Annotated in this window: 15 protein-coding genes; 13 read left to right on the top strand and 2 right to left on the bottom strand. The window is 47.0% G+C overall.

Going from position 1 to position 23,940, the window contains the following annotated elements; genetic code table 11:
• Positions 1-73 precede the first annotated feature (73 nt).
• The 3 genes from AB4Z50_RS18935 (at position 74) to AB4Z50_RS18925 (ending at position 2,981) form a co-directional block, all read left to right on the top strand.
• Positions 74-1,102 (top strand): methionine ABC transporter ATP-binding protein, encoded by a 1,029-nt coding sequence (locus tag AB4Z50_RS18935; RefSeq protein WP_441881101.1) that lies wholly within the window; start codon positions 74-76, stop codon positions 1,100-1,102.
• Positions 1,092-1,766, top strand: a complete 675-nt coding sequence (locus AB4Z50_RS18930; protein ID WP_076268553.1) for a methionine ABC transporter permease — start codon at positions 1,092-1,094, stop codon at positions 1,764-1,766. The genes AB4Z50_RS18935 and AB4Z50_RS18930 overlap by 11 nt, the downstream gene beginning before the upstream one ends.
• A 195-nt stretch (positions 1,767-1,961) precedes the next feature.
• Positions 1,962-2,981, top strand: a complete 1,020-nt coding sequence (locus AB4Z50_RS18925) for a cache domain-containing protein (RefSeq protein WP_441881100.1) — start codon at positions 1,962-1,964, stop codon at positions 2,979-2,981.
• On the opposite strand, the gene AB4Z50_RS18920 is transcribed toward AB4Z50_RS18925, so the two are convergent.
• Together AB4Z50_RS18920 and AB4Z50_RS18915 are read right to left on the bottom strand one after the other, a co-directional pair.
• A complete protein-coding gene (locus AB4Z50_RS18920) occupies positions 2,969-4,756 on the bottom strand; it encodes a sensor histidine kinase (RefSeq protein WP_441881099.1) in 1,788 nt (595 codons plus the stop codon). The two genes, AB4Z50_RS18925 and AB4Z50_RS18920, sit on opposite strands and share 13 nt — an antisense overlap.
• The gene (locus AB4Z50_RS18915; protein ID WP_441881098.1) at positions 4,737-6,032 is read right to left on the bottom strand and encodes a response regulator transcription factor; all 1,296 of its coding nucleotides are present in this window, start codon (positions 6,030-6,032) and stop codon (positions 4,737-4,739) included. The genes AB4Z50_RS18920 and AB4Z50_RS18915 overlap by 20 nt, the downstream gene beginning before the upstream one ends.
• A 278-nt stretch (positions 6,033-6,310) precedes the next feature.
• Here AB4Z50_RS18915 and AB4Z50_RS18910 point away from each other — a divergent pair, with 278 nt between their 5' ends.
• The 10 genes from AB4Z50_RS18910 (at position 6,311) to AB4Z50_RS18865 (ending at position 23,738) form a co-directional block, all read left to right on the top strand.
• Positions 6,311-7,240 (top strand): carbohydrate ABC transporter permease, encoded by a 930-nt coding sequence (locus AB4Z50_RS18910; RefSeq protein ID WP_441881097.1) that lies wholly within the window; start codon positions 6,311-6,313, stop codon positions 7,238-7,240.
• An 11-nt stretch (positions 7,241-7,251) separates the two neighbouring features.
• Positions 7,252-8,136 (top strand): carbohydrate ABC transporter permease, encoded by an 885-nt coding sequence (locus AB4Z50_RS18905; RefSeq protein WP_441881096.1) that lies wholly within the window; start codon positions 7,252-7,254, stop codon positions 8,134-8,136.
• A 149-nt stretch (positions 8,137-8,285) separates the two neighbouring features.
• Positions 8,286-9,749 (top strand): ABC transporter substrate-binding protein, encoded by a 1,464-nt coding sequence (locus AB4Z50_RS18900; RefSeq protein WP_441881095.1) that lies wholly within the window; start codon positions 8,286-8,288, stop codon positions 9,747-9,749.
• A 132-nt stretch (positions 9,750-9,881) separates the two neighbouring features.
• Complete coding sequence (locus AB4Z50_RS18895) at positions 9,882-10,991, top strand: hypothetical protein (RefSeq protein WP_441881094.1); 1,110 nt, start codon at positions 9,882-9,884, stop codon at positions 10,989-10,991.
• Between the two features lie 52 nt (positions 10,992-11,043).
• Positions 11,044-15,663 (top strand): S-layer homology domain-containing protein, encoded by a 4,620-nt coding sequence (locus tag AB4Z50_RS18890; protein ID WP_441881093.1) that lies wholly within the window; start codon positions 11,044-11,046, stop codon positions 15,661-15,663.
• Between the two features lie 245 nt (positions 15,664-15,908).
• Positions 15,909-18,134, top strand: coding sequence for a GH92 family glycosyl hydrolase (locus AB4Z50_RS18885; protein WP_441881092.1), 2,226 nt, complete (start codon positions 15,909-15,911; stop codon positions 18,132-18,134).
• A complete protein-coding gene (locus tag AB4Z50_RS18880) occupies positions 18,121-20,175 on the top strand; it encodes a hypothetical protein (protein ID WP_441881091.1) in 2,055 nt (684 codons plus the stop codon). The genes AB4Z50_RS18885 and AB4Z50_RS18880 overlap by 14 nt, the downstream gene beginning before the upstream one ends.
• A gap of 287 nt (positions 20,176-20,462) precedes the next feature.
• A complete protein-coding gene (locus AB4Z50_RS18875) occupies positions 20,463-21,386 on the top strand; it encodes a PLP-dependent cysteine synthase family protein (RefSeq protein WP_441881090.1) in 924 nt (307 codons plus the stop codon).
• 1 nt (position 21,387) lies between these two features.
• Entirely contained in the window at positions 21,388-22,524 is a 1,137-nt protein-coding gene (locus AB4Z50_RS18870; protein WP_441881202.1) for a bifunctional cystathionine gamma-lyase/homocysteine desulfhydrase, read from the top strand.
• Positions 22,525-22,610: 86 nt separating this feature from the next.
• Complete coding sequence (locus AB4Z50_RS18865) at positions 22,611-23,738, top strand: copper amine oxidase N-terminal domain-containing protein (RefSeq protein WP_441881089.1); 1,128 nt, start codon at positions 22,611-22,613, stop codon at positions 23,736-23,738.
• Positions 23,739-23,940 lie beyond the last annotated feature (202 nt).

The following is a 23,940-nucleotide window of genomic DNA, read 5'->3' as shown; positions in this document are numbered from 1 at the left end:
CTCGAAAATAGACCTTGGTCTCTTCTTAGATGAAGAGACCTTTTTAACATTTTAGCAGAGGCGGGGTTGTACAGTGATCTGGATCGAAAATGTCAGCAAAACGTATCAACAGGGCAAACAGAACATCCATGCAATTAAGGACGCGAATCTGCATATTCGTAAAGGGGAAATTTTTGGCATTATCGGCTACAGCGGAGCAGGCAAAAGCACGCTTCTGCGCTGCATCAACTATTTGGAGCGGCCGACTGCTGGCAGTATACGTATAAATGACACGGATCTGGCATCGCTTAGCGAGCAGGAACTGCGCATTATGCGGCGGAAAATCGGGATGATTTTTCAAAACTTTAACTTGCTTATGTCGAGTACCGTCTATGAAAATATAGCTTCTCCGCTCGTGCTTGCAGGTGTCCCCAAAAAACAAATTGAAGCAAGGGTAAGCGAGCTGCTGAAGCTTGTGGAACTTACGGATAAACGAGACAGCTACCCCGCTCAATTGTCTGGAGGGCAGAAGCAGCGTGTGGCGATTGCAAGGGCGCTTGCCAACGAGCCGGAAATCTTGTTATGCGATGAAGCGACATCGGCACTTGATCCGCAGACGACCGATTCGATCTTGCATTTGCTGCTCGACATTCATCGTTCCTATGGGATTACGATTGTGCTGATTACCCATGAGATGTATGTGTTGAAAAAGATATGTGATCGAGCAGCCGTTATGGAGAACGGCATCATTGTAGAGCAGGGCTCTATTTTGGAGCTGTTTACGAAACCGCAAACGGATACGACCAAAAAATTTACGAAAAGCGTGTTTGATGCGGATTTGCCGCAGGAGCTGCTTTACAAAGCCAACCACCCTGCAGAGCCGAAACATCTGCTTCGCATCTCTTTCATTGGCGAAACCGTAAGCGAGCCTATACTCGCAGATTTGACGCTGCGCTATCAGCTTCGGCCAAGCATTTTGTACGGGAATATAACGAAAATTAAAGATACCATATTTGGTTTTCTCTTAATTAGTTTGCCGGGCGAATCGACTGCCATAGAAGAAGGAATTGCATACATGGTACAAAACGGAATGCAGGTGGAGGTGCTTAAGCATGCTGGATAGCTTCTTCAGAAGCCTCGCCGAGAACCATGATCTATACACGGAAGCGCTAGGGGAAACGGCGGCGATGGTTGTCTATTCCTTGTTTTTCTCCACTATTATTGGCTTGTTTCTGGGCATTTGCCTAGTCGTGCTGCGTCCAAATCATATTTATGAGAACAAGGTGCTCTATCATCTGTTAAACGCAGTCATCAATGTGCTGCGGTCTGTCCCGTTCATCATTATTTTGATAGCGATCATTCCTATTACGAAATGGATTGTGCATACGACAATCGGGGTGAAAGGAGCAATCGTTCCGCTTGTCTTTTATACTGCGCCTTATATTGCGAGGCTTATCGAATCGGCTTTGCTGGAGGTGAATCCCGGTGTTATTGAAGCATTTCAAGCGATGGGAGCCTCGCGCCGGCAAATCATTTGGCGGGTTATTTTGAAGGAAGCAAGACCTGGGATCGTGCTTGGTTTAACCATCGCAACGATTGGATTAATCGGCGCAACAGCGATGGCGGGTGTACTTGGCGCAGGCGGTTTAGGCGATGTGGCGATTAGGTACGGCTACCAGCGCTGGGAGCCTGACGTGATGTACGTTTGCGTCATTATTCTTATTTTGCTCGTGCAGCTGATGCAGTCAGCGGGCAACCGCATATCAAAGAAGCTGCGCAAGCACTAGTTGAAACGTTATAGCGGTCTGCCCACATTCTACGAATGAACTCCTGATATAATCGGGAGTTTTTTTCGTTTATCCATTCATCCTGCGATTGCAAACCATTTCGCAGCTTTAACGGCTTTTTTATAAGCAGCTTGTATGGTACTATCGATGGGCAATAAAAGAAAGCGCTTCATTATAGCTTGCGTTAAAATAGAAATGAGGACAACTGGGGAACGAGGGGATACGGTGTTCAGATCGCTTGATAAGAAAATGAAAATTATTTTGCTATCGGTCATTGTTTTATATGTAATCTTGTCCAGCATGCTCGTATTTCGGACCATGGAGAACAAAAGCTCGGAAATGCAGCGTCAGCTTTCCCTTCAATATACAGGCCAACAGCACAAAAACGCCCAGCTGTTTATGAAATGGATGGAGGAAATGGCTAGTTTGGTGACAAACAATACAGCCGTTCATGCTTCCCTCACAAGCAGCGAATATGACAATACCATTCCGCCGATATTGGACGGCATGATTTCATCCAACCTCTATATTTTAGATATGGTGATGTACGGGAATAGCGGCAGCGTGTACGCATCAAGCAACGTATCAGCGATACGCTCGTTCCAGGAGACTCAGAAGCTTCCCGAATATACGAAGTTTTTAAGCTCAGATTTAACGTCCGAATGGATTGTACAAGCTTCGAGCTCGCTCGTGTACAAGAACACAGATCCACGCAGAAAGCTGGTTTATGTGGCCAAAATCATCGATACAAACGAGAAGATAACGGGCCTGCTTCTCATGAATGTGGATTTGAAGAAGATGAGCAGCTTCTATCATGCCGACGATCCTGAATTGTATGGCCGTCATCCTACCTATATTATTACGCATGATCATGCGATTTTGAATGCAAATGGCTTGCAGGAAGAGCCTAACGATGTGATTTGGGAAACGCTGCAGGAGGATACACAAAAAGAAGCGAATGAGGAAATGACGATCAATCAGACGGAAGAGGGCATTGTTTTGTTATATCGCTTGTATCATTCTGATGATCGAATCGCGATTCTAATCTCAGGCGAGCCGATCAAAAGCGAACTCCGACTGCTAAGAAATACGCTGATCGGAGTTGGCGCTTTTATTTTGGCACTATTTTTTATACTGATTAAGCGGCTGTCTCGCAGCATTCTAGATCCATTAAAGGATTTGTACAAACAAATGCGCAGACATCATGAGATTTGATCTAGGCTGAGGCGAATCCGAATAAGGGCAGTCGTTCCTTTTCCGGGTTCGCTCGTTATCGTGAGCCCCGATTCCTTGCCATATTCGAGCTTAATCCTCTCGTCAACGTTTCTGAGGCCGTAACCGCTTTGAAACAACACATTTTTGTCGGTGCTTTGAATGTTGGATTTGCTTTTGAACCCTACCCCGTCATCCTTAATTTCAAAATACAGATAGGTTTCGTCTCGCCAGCTTTTAACCTCGACTAATCCCTTTCCTTGTTTCTCACTCATGCCATGTTTAATGGCGTTCTCCACTAATGGCTGAAGAATAAGCTTCAAGATGCGAATTTTCCGAAGCGGCTCTGGGATATCGTAGGTGACATCATATTTGTCTGGAAAACGCATCAGCTCAACGGTTACAAAGCTTTTTACCAGCCGAATCTCTTCCTCAACGGGAATATGCTTGTCCCCTTTATGCAGGCTGATTCGGAAGAAGGTCGCTAACGCAGAAATCATTCTCTCGATTTCAGGTTGTTTTTTCAGCCTGGCCGTCCAAGTGATCGCATCGAGCGTATTGTACAAAAAATGCGGATTGATTTGCGATTGCAAAGCGGTTAGCTCCATCACTCGCTGCTTTTCCTTTTCCTCATTGTTTTCGTGAATGAGGTTGTTGATTCGGTCGATCATCGTGTAATAGCTGTTTTCAAGCTCACTGATTTCGTCGCTCGGTTTATTTCGATCATTCATGAGCTGCAGCCCGGACTTTCCTATCGCACCCAGCTTCTTTGTCAGATTGAAGACAGGCTCCGTAATTTTGGATGCCAAATAAAAAGATAGAGCTAAGAGACCAACAAAAACGAGCAAAGCGAAATATAGCGCGTTGCGGTTTCCTTCCGTAATCGCTGCAAACAATTGTGGCCGCGATACAACGGAAACAAGCTTCCAGCTGACGCCGAATCGGTTCAGGCGGTCGCTCAGTGGATACGTGCTCAAAACATAGTTTTCATGCCCCGATGATACGTTTCGATAACCTGCCGTTTCTCCGGGATGGAACGAATCCGATTCCAGAAGAGTATTGCCGACCACCCGTTTATCCGGATGTGAAATCACTTCATTAGTGACCGAGGCAATATAGGAATAGCCTAGCCCCTCAAACGCTGGCTTATAAAGATTAAACAGCGAAGATTCCTTCACATAGACGAGAATCGTACCAATGTTTTGGCCAGTATTGAAATTGCGATATTTTTGTCCGAAAACGATATAGGCGTCACCTTTAGCGTTATGCTTCACCTTACCGATAACAGGTAAAATAGACTCCTCGATTTTGGATAGCAGCAGGTCATCCGGATCTTCAAAAATTTCTGTATCGGCGACATATCGGTAACGGGTGCCTTCATTTGTAATGACCACCACGTCGCCGATCAGCTCGTTCTTGGCGACGATGCCTTCCATCAGCGAACGAATACGCGTTTTTTTCTCATCCTCTGCAATGGACGAGTCGCTGATCAGGCGGTAAATGTCTGTATTGACGAGGAAACGGAGCGAAAGCATTTGGATATCATCGACGATCAGCTCTAAGCTGAGTCCGATCTCTTTTTGAATATTGCCAATGTGATTGTACAAATTGTTTTTGAGATACGTGTGCGCGTAAATGTTGAACACACCCAGCATCAAAGTGAGATGCAGCGTCAATCCGGCGATGATGACAAAGACGATTCGGGTTCTAATGTTCATTTTACGCAAAATAGAGGACGACTTGTCGCTGCGATCCTGCTTATTGTTGATATTTGGCATATTCGCTAGGAGACATCCCGGTCATTTTGCGGAAAATTTGGCTGAAATATTTGGAATCGCCGAAGCCAACATGCAGACCGACCTCATAAACGCGGTAGGAGGAGTAGCGCAGCAAACGCTTAGCCTCATCGATGCGATATTCCGTCAGGCACTCATAAAACGTTTTGTTCAGATCCTTCCTAAACAAATGCATCAGATGAGTTGGGCTGACATGAACCTTCTCGGCAACCATGTCGGCTGTAATGTTATCTGCATAATGAAGTCTAATATAGGCGAGCGCGTCCCGAACCTCGCGTCTTGAGCCTGAACGTTCATTTTCTGATTCGAATAAGACGCCGCCTAATCCAGAGATGGATTTGCGTGCCGCCTCGCGTGCTTTCACAAAAGCAGTGTGTATGCCAGTATAGCGGTCAGCTGCTTCAGTGAAGCCTACCGTCAATTGGAAGCCGGCGGAGTCTTTTATTTCTTTAATGACAGCGTAACCAAAAGTGTACATGGTGGATGCAAAATCGATGATTGGCAGGCTCGAAGCCGTGATGACTGTCCATTCTGTCGGTGCACTTTGCAAAACAGCTATAGTATTCACTGAATGGTTGTTTAAGATCTGGCGAATTTGCTGTTCAATTGCCGACCATTTGGATTGATCCACAAAATCTATCGCTGTAACGGTGTCTGGAATGATAGAGATGACAGCAGCAATCAGCTTATCCTCAGGCGCAATCGCGATATTCAGCCAATCATATTTCTCCTGAATCAATGTGGTGTCAGAGAGTCGCCCGTAAAATAAATCAAGCCAAAATTGCGAGGAGATGGCGCTCTCTTCTTTTTTATATTTTTGAAATTGCATGCGGTTTGCTCGTTTTTCAATCGTTTGCCGCCCAATTTGCTGGACCGTTTCTGCCAGCTCATCGATATTTACCGGCTTAAGCAGATAACTGGCTGCGCCATGGCGAAGCGCCTCCTGGGCATATTGAAACTCATCGTATCCACTGAGCACAATAACGCCGCAATGCAGATTATGCTCTTTTATTTTCTCCAAAAACTCCAGCCCGTTCATATAAGGCATACGCACATCAGTCACAATGACATCGGGCTGATGAAGCAGTGCGAGCTCCAGCCCTTCCACGCCATTGCTTGCATCTCCAATAATCTCTACCCCATATTCGGCCCAATCGATGGTCTCGCGGATTCCTGTCCGAACTAAATATTCGTCGTCGACGATAAGCGCTTTCAACATGGTGTCCGACTCCCCCATAACCCATTGTTGTCGATCCATTTTATTATAATATATCGTCTTTATTTCGTCAGTGCCATGGAAGGTTCCGACAGAATAATCCACCCTTTCGCAGGATAACAACCTACTGGCAAATCTTTTTACTGTGCTACCATGAGCTAAAGCAGCGATTGCCATGAAGAAGGGAGAACAACGTTAGCAGCAATCGGAGCTTATATTTCACACCATGTCAAACCATTTCGCAGGGTTGAAGGATGTCACTCTTCGCAAGGAAGCGTTATCATTTTAATTAAATACATCATTTAGGAAAGGAAGCCAACATGAGCGTAAACGCCGGTACACCCACGTATACTCCTAAGCAGAAAAAATCGACTTTTTTTATGTATTGGATGAAGGAATGGTCCTCGTGGCTTTTAATTATTCCCACGCTGCTTTTTTTCTTTTTCTTTTCATGGCAGCCGTTATTGTCAGGTATTTGGTTATCCTTTTTTAAGACAAAGGGATTTAAAGCGGAATCATTTATCGGGCTGCAAAATTATATAGATGTCATCACCAATTCGGTATTCCAGCAAACCTTGATCAATACGTTTATGTACGTTTTTTGGTCTCTTGTTATTGGATTTGTCATTCCGATCGTAGTTGCTGTCATGATTAATGAAATGCGGCATTGGAGCTCTTTTTTCCGGTTTTCGGCTTTTTTCCCAAGCATGATTCCGGGAATTGCAGCATCGATGCTGTGGATGTTCCTCTTTGAGCCGAGTGAGAACGGTTTGGTCAATAAAATAATAGGCATGGTCGGCATTCATCCGCAGGGGTGGCTGCAGGACCCAAGCTTGACGATTATTACGATCGTGCTCACGATCACATGGAGAAGCTTCGGGGCAACAACGCTTCTATTTCTAGCCAGTTTACAGGGTGTGAATAGTGAGCTGTATGAGGCGGCTTCAATTGATGGCGCAGGCATATGGCGAAAATTTTGGAACATTACGCTACCGCAAATTTCACCTTTAATCGGCTTAACGCTGATTTTGCAAATTAGCGGCGTTTTCCAAATTTTCAATGAGCCTCTCGTTTTGACAGAGGGCGGCCCTAATAATTCGTCGATGACTCTGCAGCTGCAAAGCTACTTCTATGCCTTCCGATATTTCGAGGCGGGTCATTCGGTGGCACTCGGCGTCATTACCTTTATGATTTTGATGGTTATGACCGTCTACTATTTCAAATTGCAGAAAAAATGGGACAAGGAGTAAGGAGTGAGTAAATGAAAACGGCTAAATCATCAGGAATTATTGGGGATCTGGAATACAAAATACCTAAGGTTAAAATTATGTATTGGTTATTTTTTGCGATCATGACGATCATTTCACTCGTATGCCTTCTGCCTCCTGTCTGGGTTATTTTGTCCAGCTTCAAGGATGTGAAGGAGTTTTACGAAATTCCGCCTACCATTATTCCGCGGTCTTTTCACATCGAGAAGCTTTGGGACACATGGAATGAGTTCAAGTTTATGCGTTATTATGTGAATACGTCCTATGTGACGATTGGAACGCTTGTATTTACGGTGTTGTTTAATGGATTGGCAGGTTACTTTTTCTCTAAGCTGAAGCCAAAAGGAAGCGCCTTTTTCTTTTTGCTCATTCTTTGGACAGTGCTGCTGCCGAGTACAGTCGGAATTGTTCCTTTGTTCGGCAATATTGTCGATTTTCCACTGTTCCATATTAACTTTACGAATACGTATTGGCCTTTATGGTTTTTGGCGGCGGTCAATCCCGTTGTCATTCTTATTTTCAAAAACTTTTTCGACACGATTCCAGCTTCCTTGGTCGAATCTGCCCATATTGACGGTGCTTCCAAGCTAAGCATTTTCCTGCGGATTATTTTGCCTTTGAGTGGACCTGTGCTCATCACGATCTCGATCTTAACGATCAACGGCGTATGGAATGACTTTTTCTGGCCGTATATGATTCTGAAAGACCAGTCGCAGTGGACGGTCATCGTCGCTATTTTCAACTTAAAGGCTACGCTGCCTGCAGATATCCAGTTCCTTGGATTAACGTTTGCCATCGTTCCGCCGGTTCTACTATTTCTAGTCTTCCAGCGTTATATCATGCAGGGCTATTCGATTGCCGGAAGCATCAAAGGTTAAGGAAGCGCGCAGAATATTAAACTGTTTCGCAGATTTGTGCCCTACTGAATGCGATAATGAGTATGATAGCATTTAGTTGCCGGCAAATAAGAAAGCGCTTCAAAAGCTCGTAAAGTCATTATTCCAAATAGAAGGCTGGGGGATTACAAATGAATTTGAAAAAAAGAAACACTTGGCAGCTTACGTTTATTATGTTGTGCGTGTTTGTTCTCGTTATTGCAGGCTGCGGCAAAAATAGCGGCAATAATGCTGTGGAGCCGACGGCAAGCAGCAATAGCGGCGAAAATAATCCAGCGACGGAAGCGCCTTCCGAAGCGAAGCCTACAACGATCAAGGTCAGCAACTGGCCGAAGCCGAATGAGGAAGCTCAGGTCAAAATTTACACCGATTATATTGCCAAAATGAAAGAGAAATATCCGCTTATTACAGTGGATAAGGATGAATGGGGCTATGATGTAAGCTCGTTCCTTCCGAAAGCGGCAAGCGGTGAGCTTCCTACTGTATATGAAACCTTTTTTACTGAAGCAGACAAAATTATCAAGGCAAATTATGCCGCTGATATTACGGATATTATGACTAAAAATGAGTTCGACAAAGCGCTTAACCCAGATTTGCTCAAGCTGGTGCAAAAAGACGGCAAATATTACGGCATTCCAAAAGACGGATACGTGATGGGCCTTATGTACAACGTAAACCTGTTCAAGCAAGCAGGCCTTGTAGATGACAAAGGGGTGCCAAATTTCCCGAAAACCTATGAGGAGCTTGCGCAAACCGCTAAAACGATCAAAGAGAAAACAGGAAAGTCCGGCTTTTTCTTCCCAACCAAAAACAATCAAGGCGGCTGGATGTTCATGAATATCGCCTGGGCATATGGCGCTGATTTTGAACAGCAGGTAGATGGCAAATGGAAAGCTGTATTTAATTCCCCAGAGGCTGCTGAAGCGCTTCAATACGTAAAGGATTTGAAATGGAAATATGACGTGCTTCCTGCAAACAATCTAGTCGATGTCGGTACTGATTTATTCCAAATGTTCGGAACAGAGCAAGTGGCGATGAGCTTTGGCATATCCGATTGGGGTAATGCGATCGTTCAAAATATGAAAATGCCAAAGGATAATCTGGCTATGTCTGCACTGCCGACAGGACCAAAAGGAAATGCGACGCTTCTAGGCGGCGGATTATACATGTTTGCGCCGGATGCGACGCCTGAGCAATTGGATTCAGCTTTCAAATGGCTGGATGTGAAGGGCTTCTCGCCACAAACGAGTGAAGAGTCGCTGCTTGGACTTGAAACGCAATCCAAAACAGCTAACGAGCAAGGTTTAATCGTGGGCCCGCACGGACTTCGCGTATGGGTGAACGAGGATCGTATTAAAGCGGAGCAAGCAATTCTTGATAAATACACCAATGTAAATATGGATATGTTCAATGATTACATGACGAATGGTTCGGCTGGTCTTCGCCCTGAGGTGCCAGTCAATGCGCAAGAGCTTTACAAAACGCTTGATGTGGCTATCCAAGCTGTATTAACGAACAAGAATGCAGATCCGAAAGCACTGCTTGAGAAAGCAGCTGCCGATTTCCAAAAGGACTATCTCGATAAAGTGCAATAAGCATCGGAAGTTTTCGGTGAACTCTAAATCCCCAAGGGCAGTCAGCCTTGGGGATTTACAATCAATAGGGCAGCGGCGGAGCCTCTGCGAATGGCAAAGGACAACAGGTGGTGTGGAAGGAGAATGGATGTCGTGGGGAAGCAGAAGGATATGGCGATAAAGGGGCTGCGTGCGAAACAAAAGCAAGTTTTCATTTTGTTATTATTGATAACGCTTACAGCAGTTTTCTTCTTGGTCGGTGCTTCACAAAAACGATCGAGCATTGCTTCCGAGCCCTTAATCGTTAACGGCCATACAGCTTCAGCAGAACAATTCGGAATGTATTTAGGGTTGAAAAAAGCGCTCGTAGCTGATTATTTCAAGCAAACCTACGGAGCTGAATATACAGATCAGTTCTGGACGACTTCCTACTCCGGCGAAATGCCTTTGCAGAGGTTAATTGATGAAGCTAAAGCGGAGCTGACGAAAACGATAGCTTTGCAGCAGCTGGCGAAGAAGAGTGGGATTGCTGTGGATGGCAGCTACGTATCGTTTCATAGCGGGATGGAAGCTGAGAATAGCAGGCGCAGCAAGGCTGCAGCAGACGGTGAAATCGTATATGGACCCACTTCCTTCGAAATTGAAGCTTATTACAGCTATTACATGAGCAATTTGGAAAGCGCGACACTTGAAGCAATGCAAAAAAGCGGCAAGCTCTCTGTTCCAGATGACAAAGTAAAACAGGCATATGAAACGGATAAACAGACGAAGTATTCGCTACCGAGGCATGTAAAGCTTAAATGGGCGGTGCTGCCTTATGGAGATGGAGCCGCTTTGATTAATAAGAACGAGGCTCTCCGCGTTATGGAACAGTTGAAAAAAGCAGCTGTAGACCAAGCAAGCTTCATCGATTCTGCCAAGCAGCTTGCGATAGAGGTGATGGATGCAAGCTTAACGAGTGCAACTCGTCGTACCGCGGCTTTAGAGAGTCCAATAGCGGTGCAGCAAGCAGAGCGTATCCAGGCAGATCAATTGAGCGATATTTTTGAAGAGAACGGGGAGCTGAATCTACTGTATTGCATTTCTAAAGGAGAGCCAATTCTCCAATCCTATGAGAAAGTGAAAGACGCGATCGCAAGCGAGTTGATGTCTGAACAATTTCGCGAAATCGCTCAGCAGGAATCAAGACTAGCGACGGTTGAATGGGATAACGAGCGTGCAGAACGCCTTGCACGAAGCTGGCTAGGCATAACGAAATTATAGCTTTTCATTAATAAATGAATTTCTATTATTTTTTAAGAGGGAGCCATGAAAAATGTTGAAGAAGTGGATGAATGCGATGCTGGTCCTCACGCTGCTCAGCATGCTGGCATTGCCAGCTGCGAGCGTATCTGCGCATGATGCAGTATCGATTGAAGATGCGTTAACGGATAACTCCAAGATGTTTGCGAGTTCGCCAAACTGGACATTTGACAATACGAATCCGCATTTTTTTGGAGGCGATGATTCTAGGGCGGTTAGAACGTCAACGACGACGGAGTATGCTGTATATAGGCTGGATGGCATTCTGTCCTTTGCGTTGCAAGCTTATTATTTCTCCGGATCAACTGCGGTCGTTACGTTCTATGGCTCAGCGGACGGTTCTGCTTGGACAGAAATTCCTTCTCAATATTCAGATCCTGTAGGAACAGGCTCCGGCTGGTATGGAACGGAATACAGCTCCTCGGGAGCACTGCCAAGCGGAATCGATTATTTGAAAATTGAAGTGAGCGGAGACATCGATACTTGGCTCATGCAGCTTGGATCGATTACGGTTTCAAATCTGTCAACGGCACCTCAGACGATTGACGATAAGCTTGATGACATTTCCAAGCTTGCTTCGTTTACGGCTAATTGGTCGATTGACACTACCAATCCGGCTTTTTTTGGCGGGGATGCTTCTAGAATCGTGAGAACGGCTGTGTCGGATGAGTCAGTCGTTTATCATCTGCATGGCATTAAGCATTTTGCAGCAAGGCTTCACTCCTTCGCAGGTTCAACGGGCGTTATTACGTTTTATGGCTCGCCGGATGGCGCGGTGTGGACAGAGCTTGCTGCTATACATGATACGCCTGAATCGACCGGGGACGGGGCTTGGTCAGGAGCTACATATACGCCGGCTGATCCGCTGCCCGCAGACATTAATTATTTAAAAGTAGAATTATCTGGCGATCTGGCGAATTGGCTCATGCAGCTGGGCTCTGTAACGCTTGCGAATGTGGTGCCTGGAAACGGCGGCGGCACAGGAGGCGATGGCGATTATTTCGTAGATGCCGCGGCTGGCAGCGACAGCAATGACGGCAAATCGCAAAACACGGCATGGAAATCGTTTGCGAATGTCAATAATACGACTTTTGCAGCGGGTGACCGCATCTTGCTCAAAAAAGGCAGCGTATGGAACGAGCGGCTGTATCCCAAGGGCAGCGGGACAGCGGAAGCGCCGATAACGATTACGTCTTACGGCAGCGGCAGCAAGCCAATCATTAACGGCGGCGGCATGGCCGGGGGCGCTGTATATCTTCGCAATTCTTCGAACGTTGTTATTCAAAATTTGGAAGTAACCAACTACGCCGATGAACGCGGAACGACGTACCGAGAGGGTATTCTTGTTGAGAATGCAAACGCGGGTACGCTGACAAACATTCAGATTTTGGATAACTACGTGCATGACGTATCAAGCAGCTTTAGATATCCGACTGAATCAGGAGCAGAGGGCGGGCCACATGCCTTTGGGGGCATTTCCGTATATGTAGGCGGCACTACCGCAACGGATAAGTTCGATCAAGTGCTCATTCAAGGAAATACGGTGGAGCGTATTGGACGAACGGGCATTGTCGTATGGGATCAGCGCTGGAATGGGCAGGATTTCGCTTCAACTGGCGTGAAAATTCGTCAAAACTATGTGAAGCAAGCCGATAGCGACGGCATTCTTACTTTCGGCGTCAATGGCGCGTTAATTGAACATAATGTGGCAGAAGGCGGCGGCAATTACTCTGAGGTCGGTGAATTTAACGGTTCAGCTGCGATTTGGCCGACTCGAGGCAAAAACAATGTGGTGCAGTTTAATGAATCCTTTAATACGAATAAGCCGGAAGGCGACGGCCAAGGCTTCAATTTAGATATTGATACGAACAACAGCGTCGTTCAATACAACTACAGCCATGACAATAAAGGCGGCTTTATTCTCTTTGTGGATGCGCGGTTAACACCAGGCGTGCTGGTTGGCTCTTCAAACAATGTGGTTAGATACAACATCAGCCAAAACGACCTGACTCATACGTTTAACTTTGCAGGCGGAGTTTCGCCTAATACGCAAATTTATAACAACAGCATTTATATCGGAACAGGTCAAAATACAAAAATTATGGATCATGAATGGAATGAAGCAGGGGATTTGCAGGCGGCTTTTTCATTCAAAAACAATCTTATCTATAATCTTGGAACTGGCGATTATCATGTGCCGGGCATGAATGGCGTTTTTGACCATAACTTGTTTTACGGCAACCATCCGATCAACGAGCCTGCTGACCCGAATAAAGTTACGGCTAACCCGATGCTCGTTTATCAAGGCGGCGGCAGCAAAGGCTGGAATACGGTTGATGGGTACAAGCTAAGAGCCGGTTCTCCTGCTTTGGGTGCGGGTACGCTCATTGCCGACAATGGCGGTCTTGATTATTGGGGGAATTCGGTATCGGGCACGGAAGCTCCGAATATTGGCGCTTATAATGGAGCAGGTCTAGATCCGGCGACGCTGCCGGAGCCGCCTATCGATGATTTGAGATTGTATTTCCAAGGCTTGAAGGTCATACCAAGTATTACTGATGATGAAAGCGGCAGCAAGTCGCTCCGTCTTCAGTTCGTAAACAGCTCTGAAAAAGACAGCTTAACGGTTGGAAAGATCGCTTGGGAGGTTGGCAAAGGTTCGGGTCTCGGCACAATCAGCGGTACGGATACGAAAGTCCCTGTCGTCGCGCCAAGCGGGCAATCGACGTATGTCATTCCTTTGCCGGGCTTGGCTGAAGGGGTTAAATATCCGCTTGATTTGAAGGTTGAAATTGCCGGATATGAGAACATTCATATGACAAGAGAGATTGATTTTAACCGCATATTGCATGAAACGGACAGCCGCCAGCCTATAACGATTGATTTGGCGAAAGGCAGCAATGTGATCACAGGTTTTCAAGGTGACGATGACTTAAGCGGTACAGCCAAGCTGCGCTGGGATGAAGGCTTTTTCTATTTCTCAGCAAGCATTAAAGATGATGTGTTTAACCATGTAGCCTCCGGCAGCTCGATTTGGCAAAACGATGGTATTCAGTTCAGCGTAGCGCCGGGTGTTCCCGGCGAGAGCCAGTCCTGGTATGAATACGGCATTTCGCAGACGCCGGACGGGCCGCAAATTTATCGCTGGCTTACGATGCAAGGCAAAGCAACAGGTTCAGTAACGAACGGTACGCTTAACGTAACGCGAAATGAAGAAACGAAGGTAACTTTCTATGAGCTGAAGCTTCCTTGGAGCGAGCTTTATCCGATCCAAGCCGCTGCGAATCAAGCATTAAGCTTCTCGATGCTGGTCAACGATAATGATGGTGCAGGCCGCAAAGGATATATCGAGTGGGGCTCGGGTATTGGCGGAGTGAAGGACCCGGCGCTATTCCGTACTTTCCAGCTGCTGGTTAAAGCAACGGTCACTCCACCGACACCAGGGGGAAGCACAGGCGGCAGCAATGGCAGCTTGAACACGATTGATAAGGGCATCATTACAGCAAAAGGAGCTAGTATCGACAAGGGGATTGCTCAAATTAATATTTCCAACGAGGAGCTTAACAAAGCACTCGAAGGAGCGAAAGACGGGCAATTGGTTATTAATGTGGTACCGTCTGGAGCAGATGCGAAGGGTGCTGCCATTCACATTTCCGCAGCAGCGCTAAAGGATGGGAACGCCAAGGCAAAAGAATTGATGGTCACCGCAAATGGCGCATCGCTTTCCATTCCAGTAGAAGCTCTCTTAGGTAGCCTTCCAGCTGGCTCGAAGCAGGTGGAGATCTCAATTATCCAGCAAGGAGATGCCTCGCTTCCGCAAAGCTTACAGCAAAAATGGAAAGGCAATACGATTTACGATTTCTTCGTTAAGGCTGATGGAGCAGCGGCCCGCAAGTTTGATTCGAAGTCGCCAATGACGGCGACAATGAAATACGAGCTGAAGCCAGAAGAGCAGGCTCATCAGGTTGTTGTATATACAATTCTAGAAGATGGCCGTGTAGAAGCGGTGAAACAAGTAAAATACGATTCCGTTACGGGGACGGTAACTTTCCAGACTAATCTTTCTAGCCGTTACGCAGCAGCCTATGCGAATGTACATTTTACAGACGTCAACGCTGCATCGCGGACGATTATTGAAGCTTTAGCAGCTCGTGAAATTGTGAAAGGTGTGGGGGAGAGCAGGTTTGAGCCTAACCGTTCCATTACCCGCGGCGAGTTTGTTCAGCTTCTCGTCAATGCCCTCGATTTGGCACCTGCTGCTGCAGGGTCTAGCAGCTTTACGGATGTCCGTAAGGAAGCATGGTATTATGCTGCGGTTTCCACAGCTCAGGCGCTGGGTATTGTAAACGGAAAAGGGGACGGCTCGTTTGGCGTATCGGATGTCATTACACGTGAGGAAATGGCTGTCATTGCTTTCCGCGCAATAGAGGCGGTTGTGAAGCTGCCAAAAGCAGCTGGCGAATCGGATATTTTTAAGGACCAGAGCCAAATAAGCGGTTACGCTTTGGAGGGAATTATGGCTTTGCAGCAGGCGGGATTCATCAAAGGGTACAAGGATGGATTATACAAACCAAAAGGCTTGTCTACCCGCGCGGAAGCAGCAGCAGTTATTTTCCGGTTGATGGGGTTATAGGTTTGTTGAAAGGACTGCACTCTTGTTGAAAAACAGGAGGGTGGTCCTTTTTTTCTATTGTAAAATCGGCTGGTTGCTGGAAATTTGCAAGGAGATCAAGGGTTTTATAGGAAATTAAGCAAAAAAGGAAGCCTACTTAACCATTTCGCAGGGTTGTCGGATATTATCCTACGATATAAAGCGCTATCATAAGATGAAAATGGCAGGCCAAATCAACATTAGCCAACTACTCGGAGGTCGTTTCCATGAACTATTTGTCTTATGTTAATCCGCTGCAAGGAACGGATTCTGTGTATACATTCTCGAATGGAAATACGCTCCCGCTCGTTTCAAGACCTTGGGGTACTGCTTCATGGAGTCCGCAATCCCATGAGGACGGAGCGGGGTGGTTTTACCATCCCTCCCACCGCAGATTTCAAGGCCTGCGGCTAACGCATCAGCCTAGCCCGTGGATAAGGGATTATGGGCATCTTGTTGTCATGCCGCAGAGCGGGCCTATTTATTTAGATGCGGATTCCCGTGCTTCCTCCTACAGACCAGAGGAAATGGTCGTGCAGCCGCATTATTTTCGAATTCGGCTTCCTCGTTATGAAGCATCGCTGGAGCTGGTTCCGGGAATGAGGAGTGCGCGCCTTAAATTTACTTTCGACAGGAGAGAGGACTGCAGAGTTATCGTGTCTCCTTTTGAAGGGGAATCCTCGATTTTAATTGATAGCGTCAATCGACGCGTGACGGGCTTTACTCGTGCTCATCACGGGGAAGTACATGAGAATTTTGCGATGTACTTTGTTATGGACTTTGATTGTGATTTGCAGGAAGAGCAAAGCGGTACATTTAATGGGGATTTTGCTGTGCGCGAGCAGCTGGCAGGAGCGGGAGAACGAGTAGGCGCATTCGCTGGACTTGATGTCCCTGCGTCTGGGATCGTTAATGTTCGCTTTGGCACTTCTTTCATCAGCCATGAGCAGGCGCTTTGGAATATACAGCAGGAGCTGGGGGATTTAAGCTTTGCGCAATTGCAGGAACAAGCTGCACAGGATTGGGAGCAACGACTGAGCACAATAAAGGTGGAAAGTGAAGATAAGGATGAGATGAGCACCTTCTATACATGCTTATATCGCACTTGTCTATTTCCTCGTACATGGCATGAATACAGCCCTGCTGGGGAACAAGTGCATTTTAGTGCTTATGACGGTAACGTTCATAAAGGCCCTATGTATATGGATATTGGTTTTTGGGATATCTATCGTACGAGCCTTCCGCTGTACAGCCTTTTATTTCCCTCCCTGCTGGGTGAAATGACAGAAGCATGGGTTCATATTTATAAGGAAAGCGGCTGGATGCCCAAATGGATTTCGCCTGCGGAACGAAGTGCCATGCCGGGTACATTGATCGATGCTGCGATAGCGGATGCTTATGTGAAAGGCATTCAAGGGTTTGATGTGCAAGCGGCTTACGAGGGACTGCGCAAGCATGCCACACTCGCTTCCAGTGATGGGAAGCATGGACGAAAAGGATTGGCAGCTTATATCGAATATGGCTATCTGCCGGATAATCTTTTCCACGAAAGCGTGAGCAACGCCTTGGATTATTATTACGGTGACTTCTGCATTGCTCAGATGGCAAAAGGCCTCGGCAAAGAAGAGGATTATCGTTTCTTTATGGAGAGAGCGGCGAACTATAACAAGCTGTTTGATGCTGGCGAGGGTTTCATGAAAGGGCGCAATGAGCAAGGGCAGTGGCAGGAGCACTTCGATCCTTTGCAATGGGGCAACCCGTTTTGTGAAGGCGGGGCTTGGCAGTGCAGCTGGTCCGTACCGCATGATATAGCTGGGTTAGCAGAGCTGATGGGCGGAAATGATGCTTTTGCGAAAATGCTCGATGAACTGATGACGATGCCTCCTCTATTCAAAACGGGCACGTACGGCACGGAAATTCATGAAATGTCGGAAATGGCTGCGATAGATTTCGGCCAGTTTGCCATTAGCAATCAGCCTAGCTTCCATATTCCCTATATTTATACCGTAATCGGCAAGCCGTCTCGAACGCAATATTGGGTAAGAAAAGCGATGAAAGAGCTATTCAGCAGCAGGCCTGATGGACTGCCTGGCGATGAGGATAATGGGAGCTTGAGCTCGTGGTATATATGGAGTGCGCTTGGCATGTATCCATTCTGTCCCGGAACTCCGGAATATGTCATGGGCTGCCCCTTGTTCCGTAAAGTGACCATTCAATTGGAGAACGGCAAGGAGCTTGTCATTGAAGCGGTGAACAACGGCGCTGAAAATGTATATTGGGATAAACTGAGTGTAAACGGCGAACCGTGGCATAAATTGTCGATCAGTCATGATCAGCTGGCGGCTGGAGCGGAGCTTCAATTTCATATGGTGGACGCGCCTTTTGGGTCGGTAACGCTAAGTAATACTTTACCATACTCAATGAAAAATGAGGCTGCTTATGAGCCCAAATAATTTGATTTTTGCTCCTGGTCGTTATGTCCCTATTAGCTCGTTTACTAGTCTTGACGGTACCTCGTCGTTCGCAGATATAAAGGTGAACCCGAAGCTTTTAGCGGCTCTTACGGAAAGCGAAGCAACGATTAAAGCGGCTCGTTATACGGATAAAAAGGTTGAGTTTTTGGAAGTAGAGCAGGTGGATTTCTATCGTGGGCTTGTTCGAATACAATCGGCGACAGCTGGCATTTATACCATTGTCACAGAGAAGCTGTGTAATGATTTTCCGATTTTGACGAATTGGAATGCCGCATTAAATGGCGGCAGAGGCGGTTCACAGGCAGGTGGCACCGATGGGATCGGCGTTCTTCGACTGCATGAGGAAACGGGCGAACGTGAAGTCGAACTTCCGCTGCAGGACAATGATATCACTAGTCCTTATTATTACCGGACGGATGCTTATGCTTTGTTTGCAGGGGAAAAGGGCGGCGAGCATCAAAGGACGCCAGCCTATGAACGCTATATTGGTGAGACGTATAGCGTGGTTCGCGTGACGGATGAAGTAGCTTTGAAGCTATCGGATGAAGTGATGAAACTTACGGGTTATCCTGTCATTTTCCGCAATCCGGGGACGGCACTTGACGAACTAGAAGGAGTACCTGCCTTTCAGCTTGTGCATGGACGTATTGCAGGTCAAGGTGAGCATCGCAGTATGGTTAGCTACATCCTTCCTCCAGAGTGGTCTCGTACACCTGCAGTACGGTATCCTGCTTTATTCAGCGGGTTTTATGATCAGAATGAAAATGTGTTTGCAAACGTTGGGCCAGCTCTTCTAAACGTGCTTGGCCAGACGTTATTGGACACAGGGAAAGGTGCAGTCGGCATCCTATGGAACGGCGGAGGTTCGTTCGGTACGAGAACGATGCATGGTTCCGTGTATGAGAACTTGGACGATCTGTTCCTGACCGCTATCGAGCAGTTCGCCGTGGATGGGTATGCTGTTGTGACGGTTGGCGGCTCACGCGGAGGCATAACAAGCTTAATTGCGGCGGGTAATCCGAATAGCAGTATGTACTCCGTTCGTTATGCCATCTGCTATAATGTGCCGCTCGCTTTTGGAGAACCTTTTAAGGAAATGCTTAATCCTACCTGTCCGGTATGCTGGCGCGCGGTTTGTGAGGATACGGGTTATAAATACGCGTGGCAGCCTGGCTGGCAGGATGCGGACGGTCGCAGCGCAGTTGATCTATTCTTCACAACGCTGCTTGGTACTGATGATATGGAGCTTATTGCGAGCGAGCGAAGTCCTGCGTCGAATCAAATCATACATGCCTTGAAGTCCAAAGGGACTAAGGTTTGGCTGACACACGGGACGCATGACGCGTATACCTCAAGCTGGCTGTCCTTTGAGTGGGCTGATCGAGCCCGCAGGCAGGGCGTGGACGTTAGGCATGAAATCGGCTACCGTTACGGACATAACAATTGTACAGATCCATTCCAAAGCGCAAAAACCTGCTTAACAGCTCTTCTGAATAAAGTGGATTTGCCAATAGAGGGGACATGGCATTATCGCAGAGCTAGCGAAGTGCAGGAAGAGTGGGAGCGATCGGAGCTATTCGAGCCGACACATCAGCCTGTATTTGTGGAAGCGCCCAAAATTGCTGTTGTGGGACTGCCTATTCTTCTTATTGTCTATGGCGAGCCGGGCATGGAATACGAATTGATTTTGCATCCTTCGAGCGAGGTGGAACGGGCGGAGCCCGTTGTTCTCATGGCAGGTACGATGAGCCAGTTGGAAGGCTATCGCACGACATTTTCCTTTGAGAAAACCGTTAAGATCGTGTCAGAGAAGATTAAGCCGGGGTTGTATGAATACCGTTTGCTTTTTAGAAGAAATGGTTCGGAGAAGTGGGATAACACGGCTGTACATTGCCCTCATCCCGGCTTTGAAGGACAGTCGACGCTTACGGTAACAAAGGACATACCAAACTTCGCAAGCAATGAGTGGCTTGAACAGACGACAAAACATGCAATCGGGTGGGGACTGAGCGAGGCTTAATGATAAGGGGATGCTCCTTAAGTAGACTTTTCTACTTGAGGAGCATCCCTTTTTTAAAATATAAGAATTTATAAGTTTTTTAGCTAATATAGGGTTTATATTTCTCCGTCAAAGCTGCTTCAGCATCCAGAGGACGCTGAAGGCGTTTTTGCTTGTAGGCTTGAATAACGCCTAAAAGTAGGCTTACGGGACATAAACACAAAGAGAAGCAGCTTCATATGATGAAGAGTATAGCCCGAGTAAAGGATGCGCGTAGGAGGAAATAGGAGTCGTGGGAGGGAATGCAAATGGCGTTGTATCACAATATCCACGCACTAATTGGCAATACGCCGCTAGTTGAGCTTACAGGTTTTGCGCTGCCAGAAGGTGTAACGCTTTATGCGAAGCTTGAGTATAAAAATCCGGGAGGAAGCGTCAAGGATCGGCTTGGCGTCGAGCTGCTGAATGACGCGTTCGCAAACGGACAGCTGAAGCCCGGAGGAACCGTTATCGAAGCGACAGCAGGCAATACGGGAATAGGTCTGGCATTGGCGGCGATCGGACGGGGAGTATCGACGATCTTTGTTGTCCCCCATAAATTCAGCATTGAGAAGCAGCAATTGATGAGGGCGCTTGGCGCACAAGTTGTAAATACGCCAACAGAGCTTGGGATAGCAGGCGCGGTGCAGAAGGCGGAAGAGCTGATGAAGGAAATACCCGGTTCCTATTCGCCAAGGCAGTTTTCTAATGCAGCAAATCCGTTAACCTATTACAAAACGTTAGGCCCCGAGTTATGGCATGATTTGAATGGTACGGTTGATGTGTTTGTTGCCGGAGCGGGAACGGGGGGCACCTTCATGGGAACAGCGCAGTATTTGAAGGAGCAGAGCCCAAAGGTGAAGACGGTTATTGTTGAGCCGGAAGGCTCCATACTTGGCGGCGGAGCACTAGGGCCGCATAGGATAGAGGGAATTGGCGTGGAGAAGCTGGCTCCATTTATGGATAGCAGCTATTTCGATGCCATTCATACGATAAAGGATGAGGATGCTTTTGCAAGGGTGAAGGAGCTGGCGCAGCTCGAAGGAATGCTTGTCGGCAGCTCATCGGGCGCCGCTCTGCATGCTGCGCTGCTTGAAGCGGAAGCAGCTGCGCCCGGCAGCCGAATCGTTACTATTTTTCCAGATGGCAGTGAGCGGTACTTAAGCAAACAGATTTACAACGGAGGTGCTTAAGCTGAGGCGAAAAACAAAGCTCATTCATGGAGGCAGCCCTTTTGACCCTTTTACAGGTGCAGTCAGTGTTCCCATTTACCAAGTGAGCACCTATAAACAGGACGACATCGGTGTTCATAAAGGCTATGAATACTCACGTACGGGCAATCCAACGCGTCATGCACTGGAGCAGTATATTGCTGATTTAGAGGAAGGTGCAAGAGGTTTTGCTTTTAGCTCAGGCATGGCAGCGATTAACGCTGTGTTTTCTTTGCTGAGCGCTGGCGATCATATTATTTTGACGGATGATGTGTACGGGGGAACGTATCGCATTGTGACGAAGGTGCTCAGCCGACTGGGGATTGAAGCGACCTTTGCGGATACGACGAGCCTAGAAGATATGGAGAAGGCGCTTCAGCCGAATACAAAAGCATTGTTTGTGGAAACACCGACAAATCCGCTGCTTAAAGTAACGGACATTGCAGGTGTAGCCGCTTGGGCCAAAGCAAGGCAGCTGCTATTCATTGTGGACAATACGTTCAGCACGCCATATTGGCAAACCCCGATAACAATAGGCGCTGATATCGTGCTGCATTCCGCTACCAAATATATTGGCGGGCATAGCGATGTTGTCGCTGGCCTGGCTGTTGTGAGCAACGATAAGCTGGGGGAAGAGCTGCATTTTGTGCAAAATGCGACGGGAGGCGTGCTTGGTCCTCAGGATTCGTGGCTGCTCATCCGCGGGTTGAAGACACTTGGCCTGCGCATGGAAGCTCATGAAGAGAATGCTGAGGCAATCGTCGCTTATTTATCGCGTTTGGAAACCATACAAAACATCTATTACCCGGGGCTGCCGAGCCATCCGCAGCATGAGCTTGCGAAGAGGCAGGCACGCGGCTTTGGCGGCATTATATCATTTGACGTAGGCAGCGCGGAGAAAGCGTCTGCGATGATCAAAAAGTTGAAATATTTTACGCTTGCCGAGAGCTTAGGTGCTGTAGAGAGTCTTATTTCCGTTCCCGCGAGAATGACGCATGCATCTATACCAAGCGAGCGGCGGAAGCAGCTTGGCATTACGGATGGTTTAGTGCGAATATCAGTCGGGATTGAAGATAGCGAGGATTTGCTTGAAGATCTAGAGCAGAGTCTTAAGTCATGAAAAATTAGCCAATTGCAACTTATATTCATCTTTGTTCGTTAGTTTGGGTACGCACCAAAAGACTAACAACAAAGGATGGTAGACAAATGGCCTTTAAACAATTGTTAAATAAAAACCTCATGATAGCATCTCTTTCAACCGCTTTATTTCTTAGTGCAGCAGCTAGCGGAGCAACCGCTTATGGCGCTTCAGCCGTTTCGCCTGCTCCTCTTCAATTTCAAATAGGAAGCACCAAATCGATTGATTACCGCGGAGAGCATAAGCTTGCGGTGGCGCCTTATTTACAGAACGGTATTGCGATGGTCCCTGTCAGAGCGCTGGCTGAGGGATTGCAAGCAAACATTCAATTGGATGCGGCAGCGAAACAAATTATTTTAACCCGTGCTGGACTTGCAGTGACTCTCACTCAAAATAGCGATGCGGTAGTTGGGAGCTTCATTAAAAACGTGAAGCTGCCTGCCAAAGTTGTTGTTATTAAAGGCACGACCTTCATACCGGCAAAAATGGTAGCACAGCTGTTAGGAGCAAAAACGAGCTGGGACGCGAAGCAGAAAAAAGTTACCGTGCAAACGAGTGAGGCTGCGCTATCGCTCCATTATAACTTTGACCAAGGCGAGGAAGGCTGGAATGGAGCTTTTGCCGATTTGCCAGTAGACTACAATCCGGATATTTACGAGCTGCAATACGCTAGAGAACTGCTTCCTCTTGCGAATAACAAGACCAATTACGCACTGAAGCTTAAAGGGATGAATCGCAGCGATGATTTGTTTATGTTCGCGACGAAGAAGATCGATGGGCTGAAGCCAAACACGGTATATCAAGCATCATTATCCTTTAAGCTGTATACGGATCAATCGGGCGGCATGATGGGTGTTGGCGGAGCTCCTGGAGAAGCTGTCAGCATTAAAGCAGGATTTGTAAGCAAGGAGCCTCAAGCTGTCAAGGTTGATAGCGGTGGCGATCATTACTATCGAATGAATTTGGATAAAGGCAATCAGAAGACCGAAGGCAAAGATATGAAGATCGTTGGAAACATGGTGCAGCCGGATGATTCGCTGAAAGGCTTTCAGCCAGTCGCCATGGATTATACGGCAACATTGCAAACCAACGAGAAGGGTGAGCTTTATGTCATTGTGGGCAGCGACTCCGGCTATGAGGGTCTGACAACTTTGTACCTTGATGACATGAAAATTGAGCTTTCACCAAAGGGCTAATCATAACATTGCATAACATTGAAAAAAAGCGATTTCTTAATGGTTTTTAACTATGGGACTGACCCCTTAGCGTGAGACAAATTAAAACACCTTCAAGAAAATGCAACCATGTCGTAAGATATGGAGACAACCTTGGAGGTGTTTTTACGTTGGCAACAAGAGTAAGTTACCCAGTGGAAACAAAAATGAAAGCCATTGAATT

The organism is Paenibacillus sp. 2TAB26 (genome assembly GCF_052115145.1).
Lineage (GTDB): Bacteria > Bacillota > Bacilli > Paenibacillales > Paenibacillaceae > Pristimantibacillus.
The sequence above is the reverse complement of the archived record's forward strand: the minus strand, read 5'-3'. Positions and strand labels throughout refer to the sequence as shown.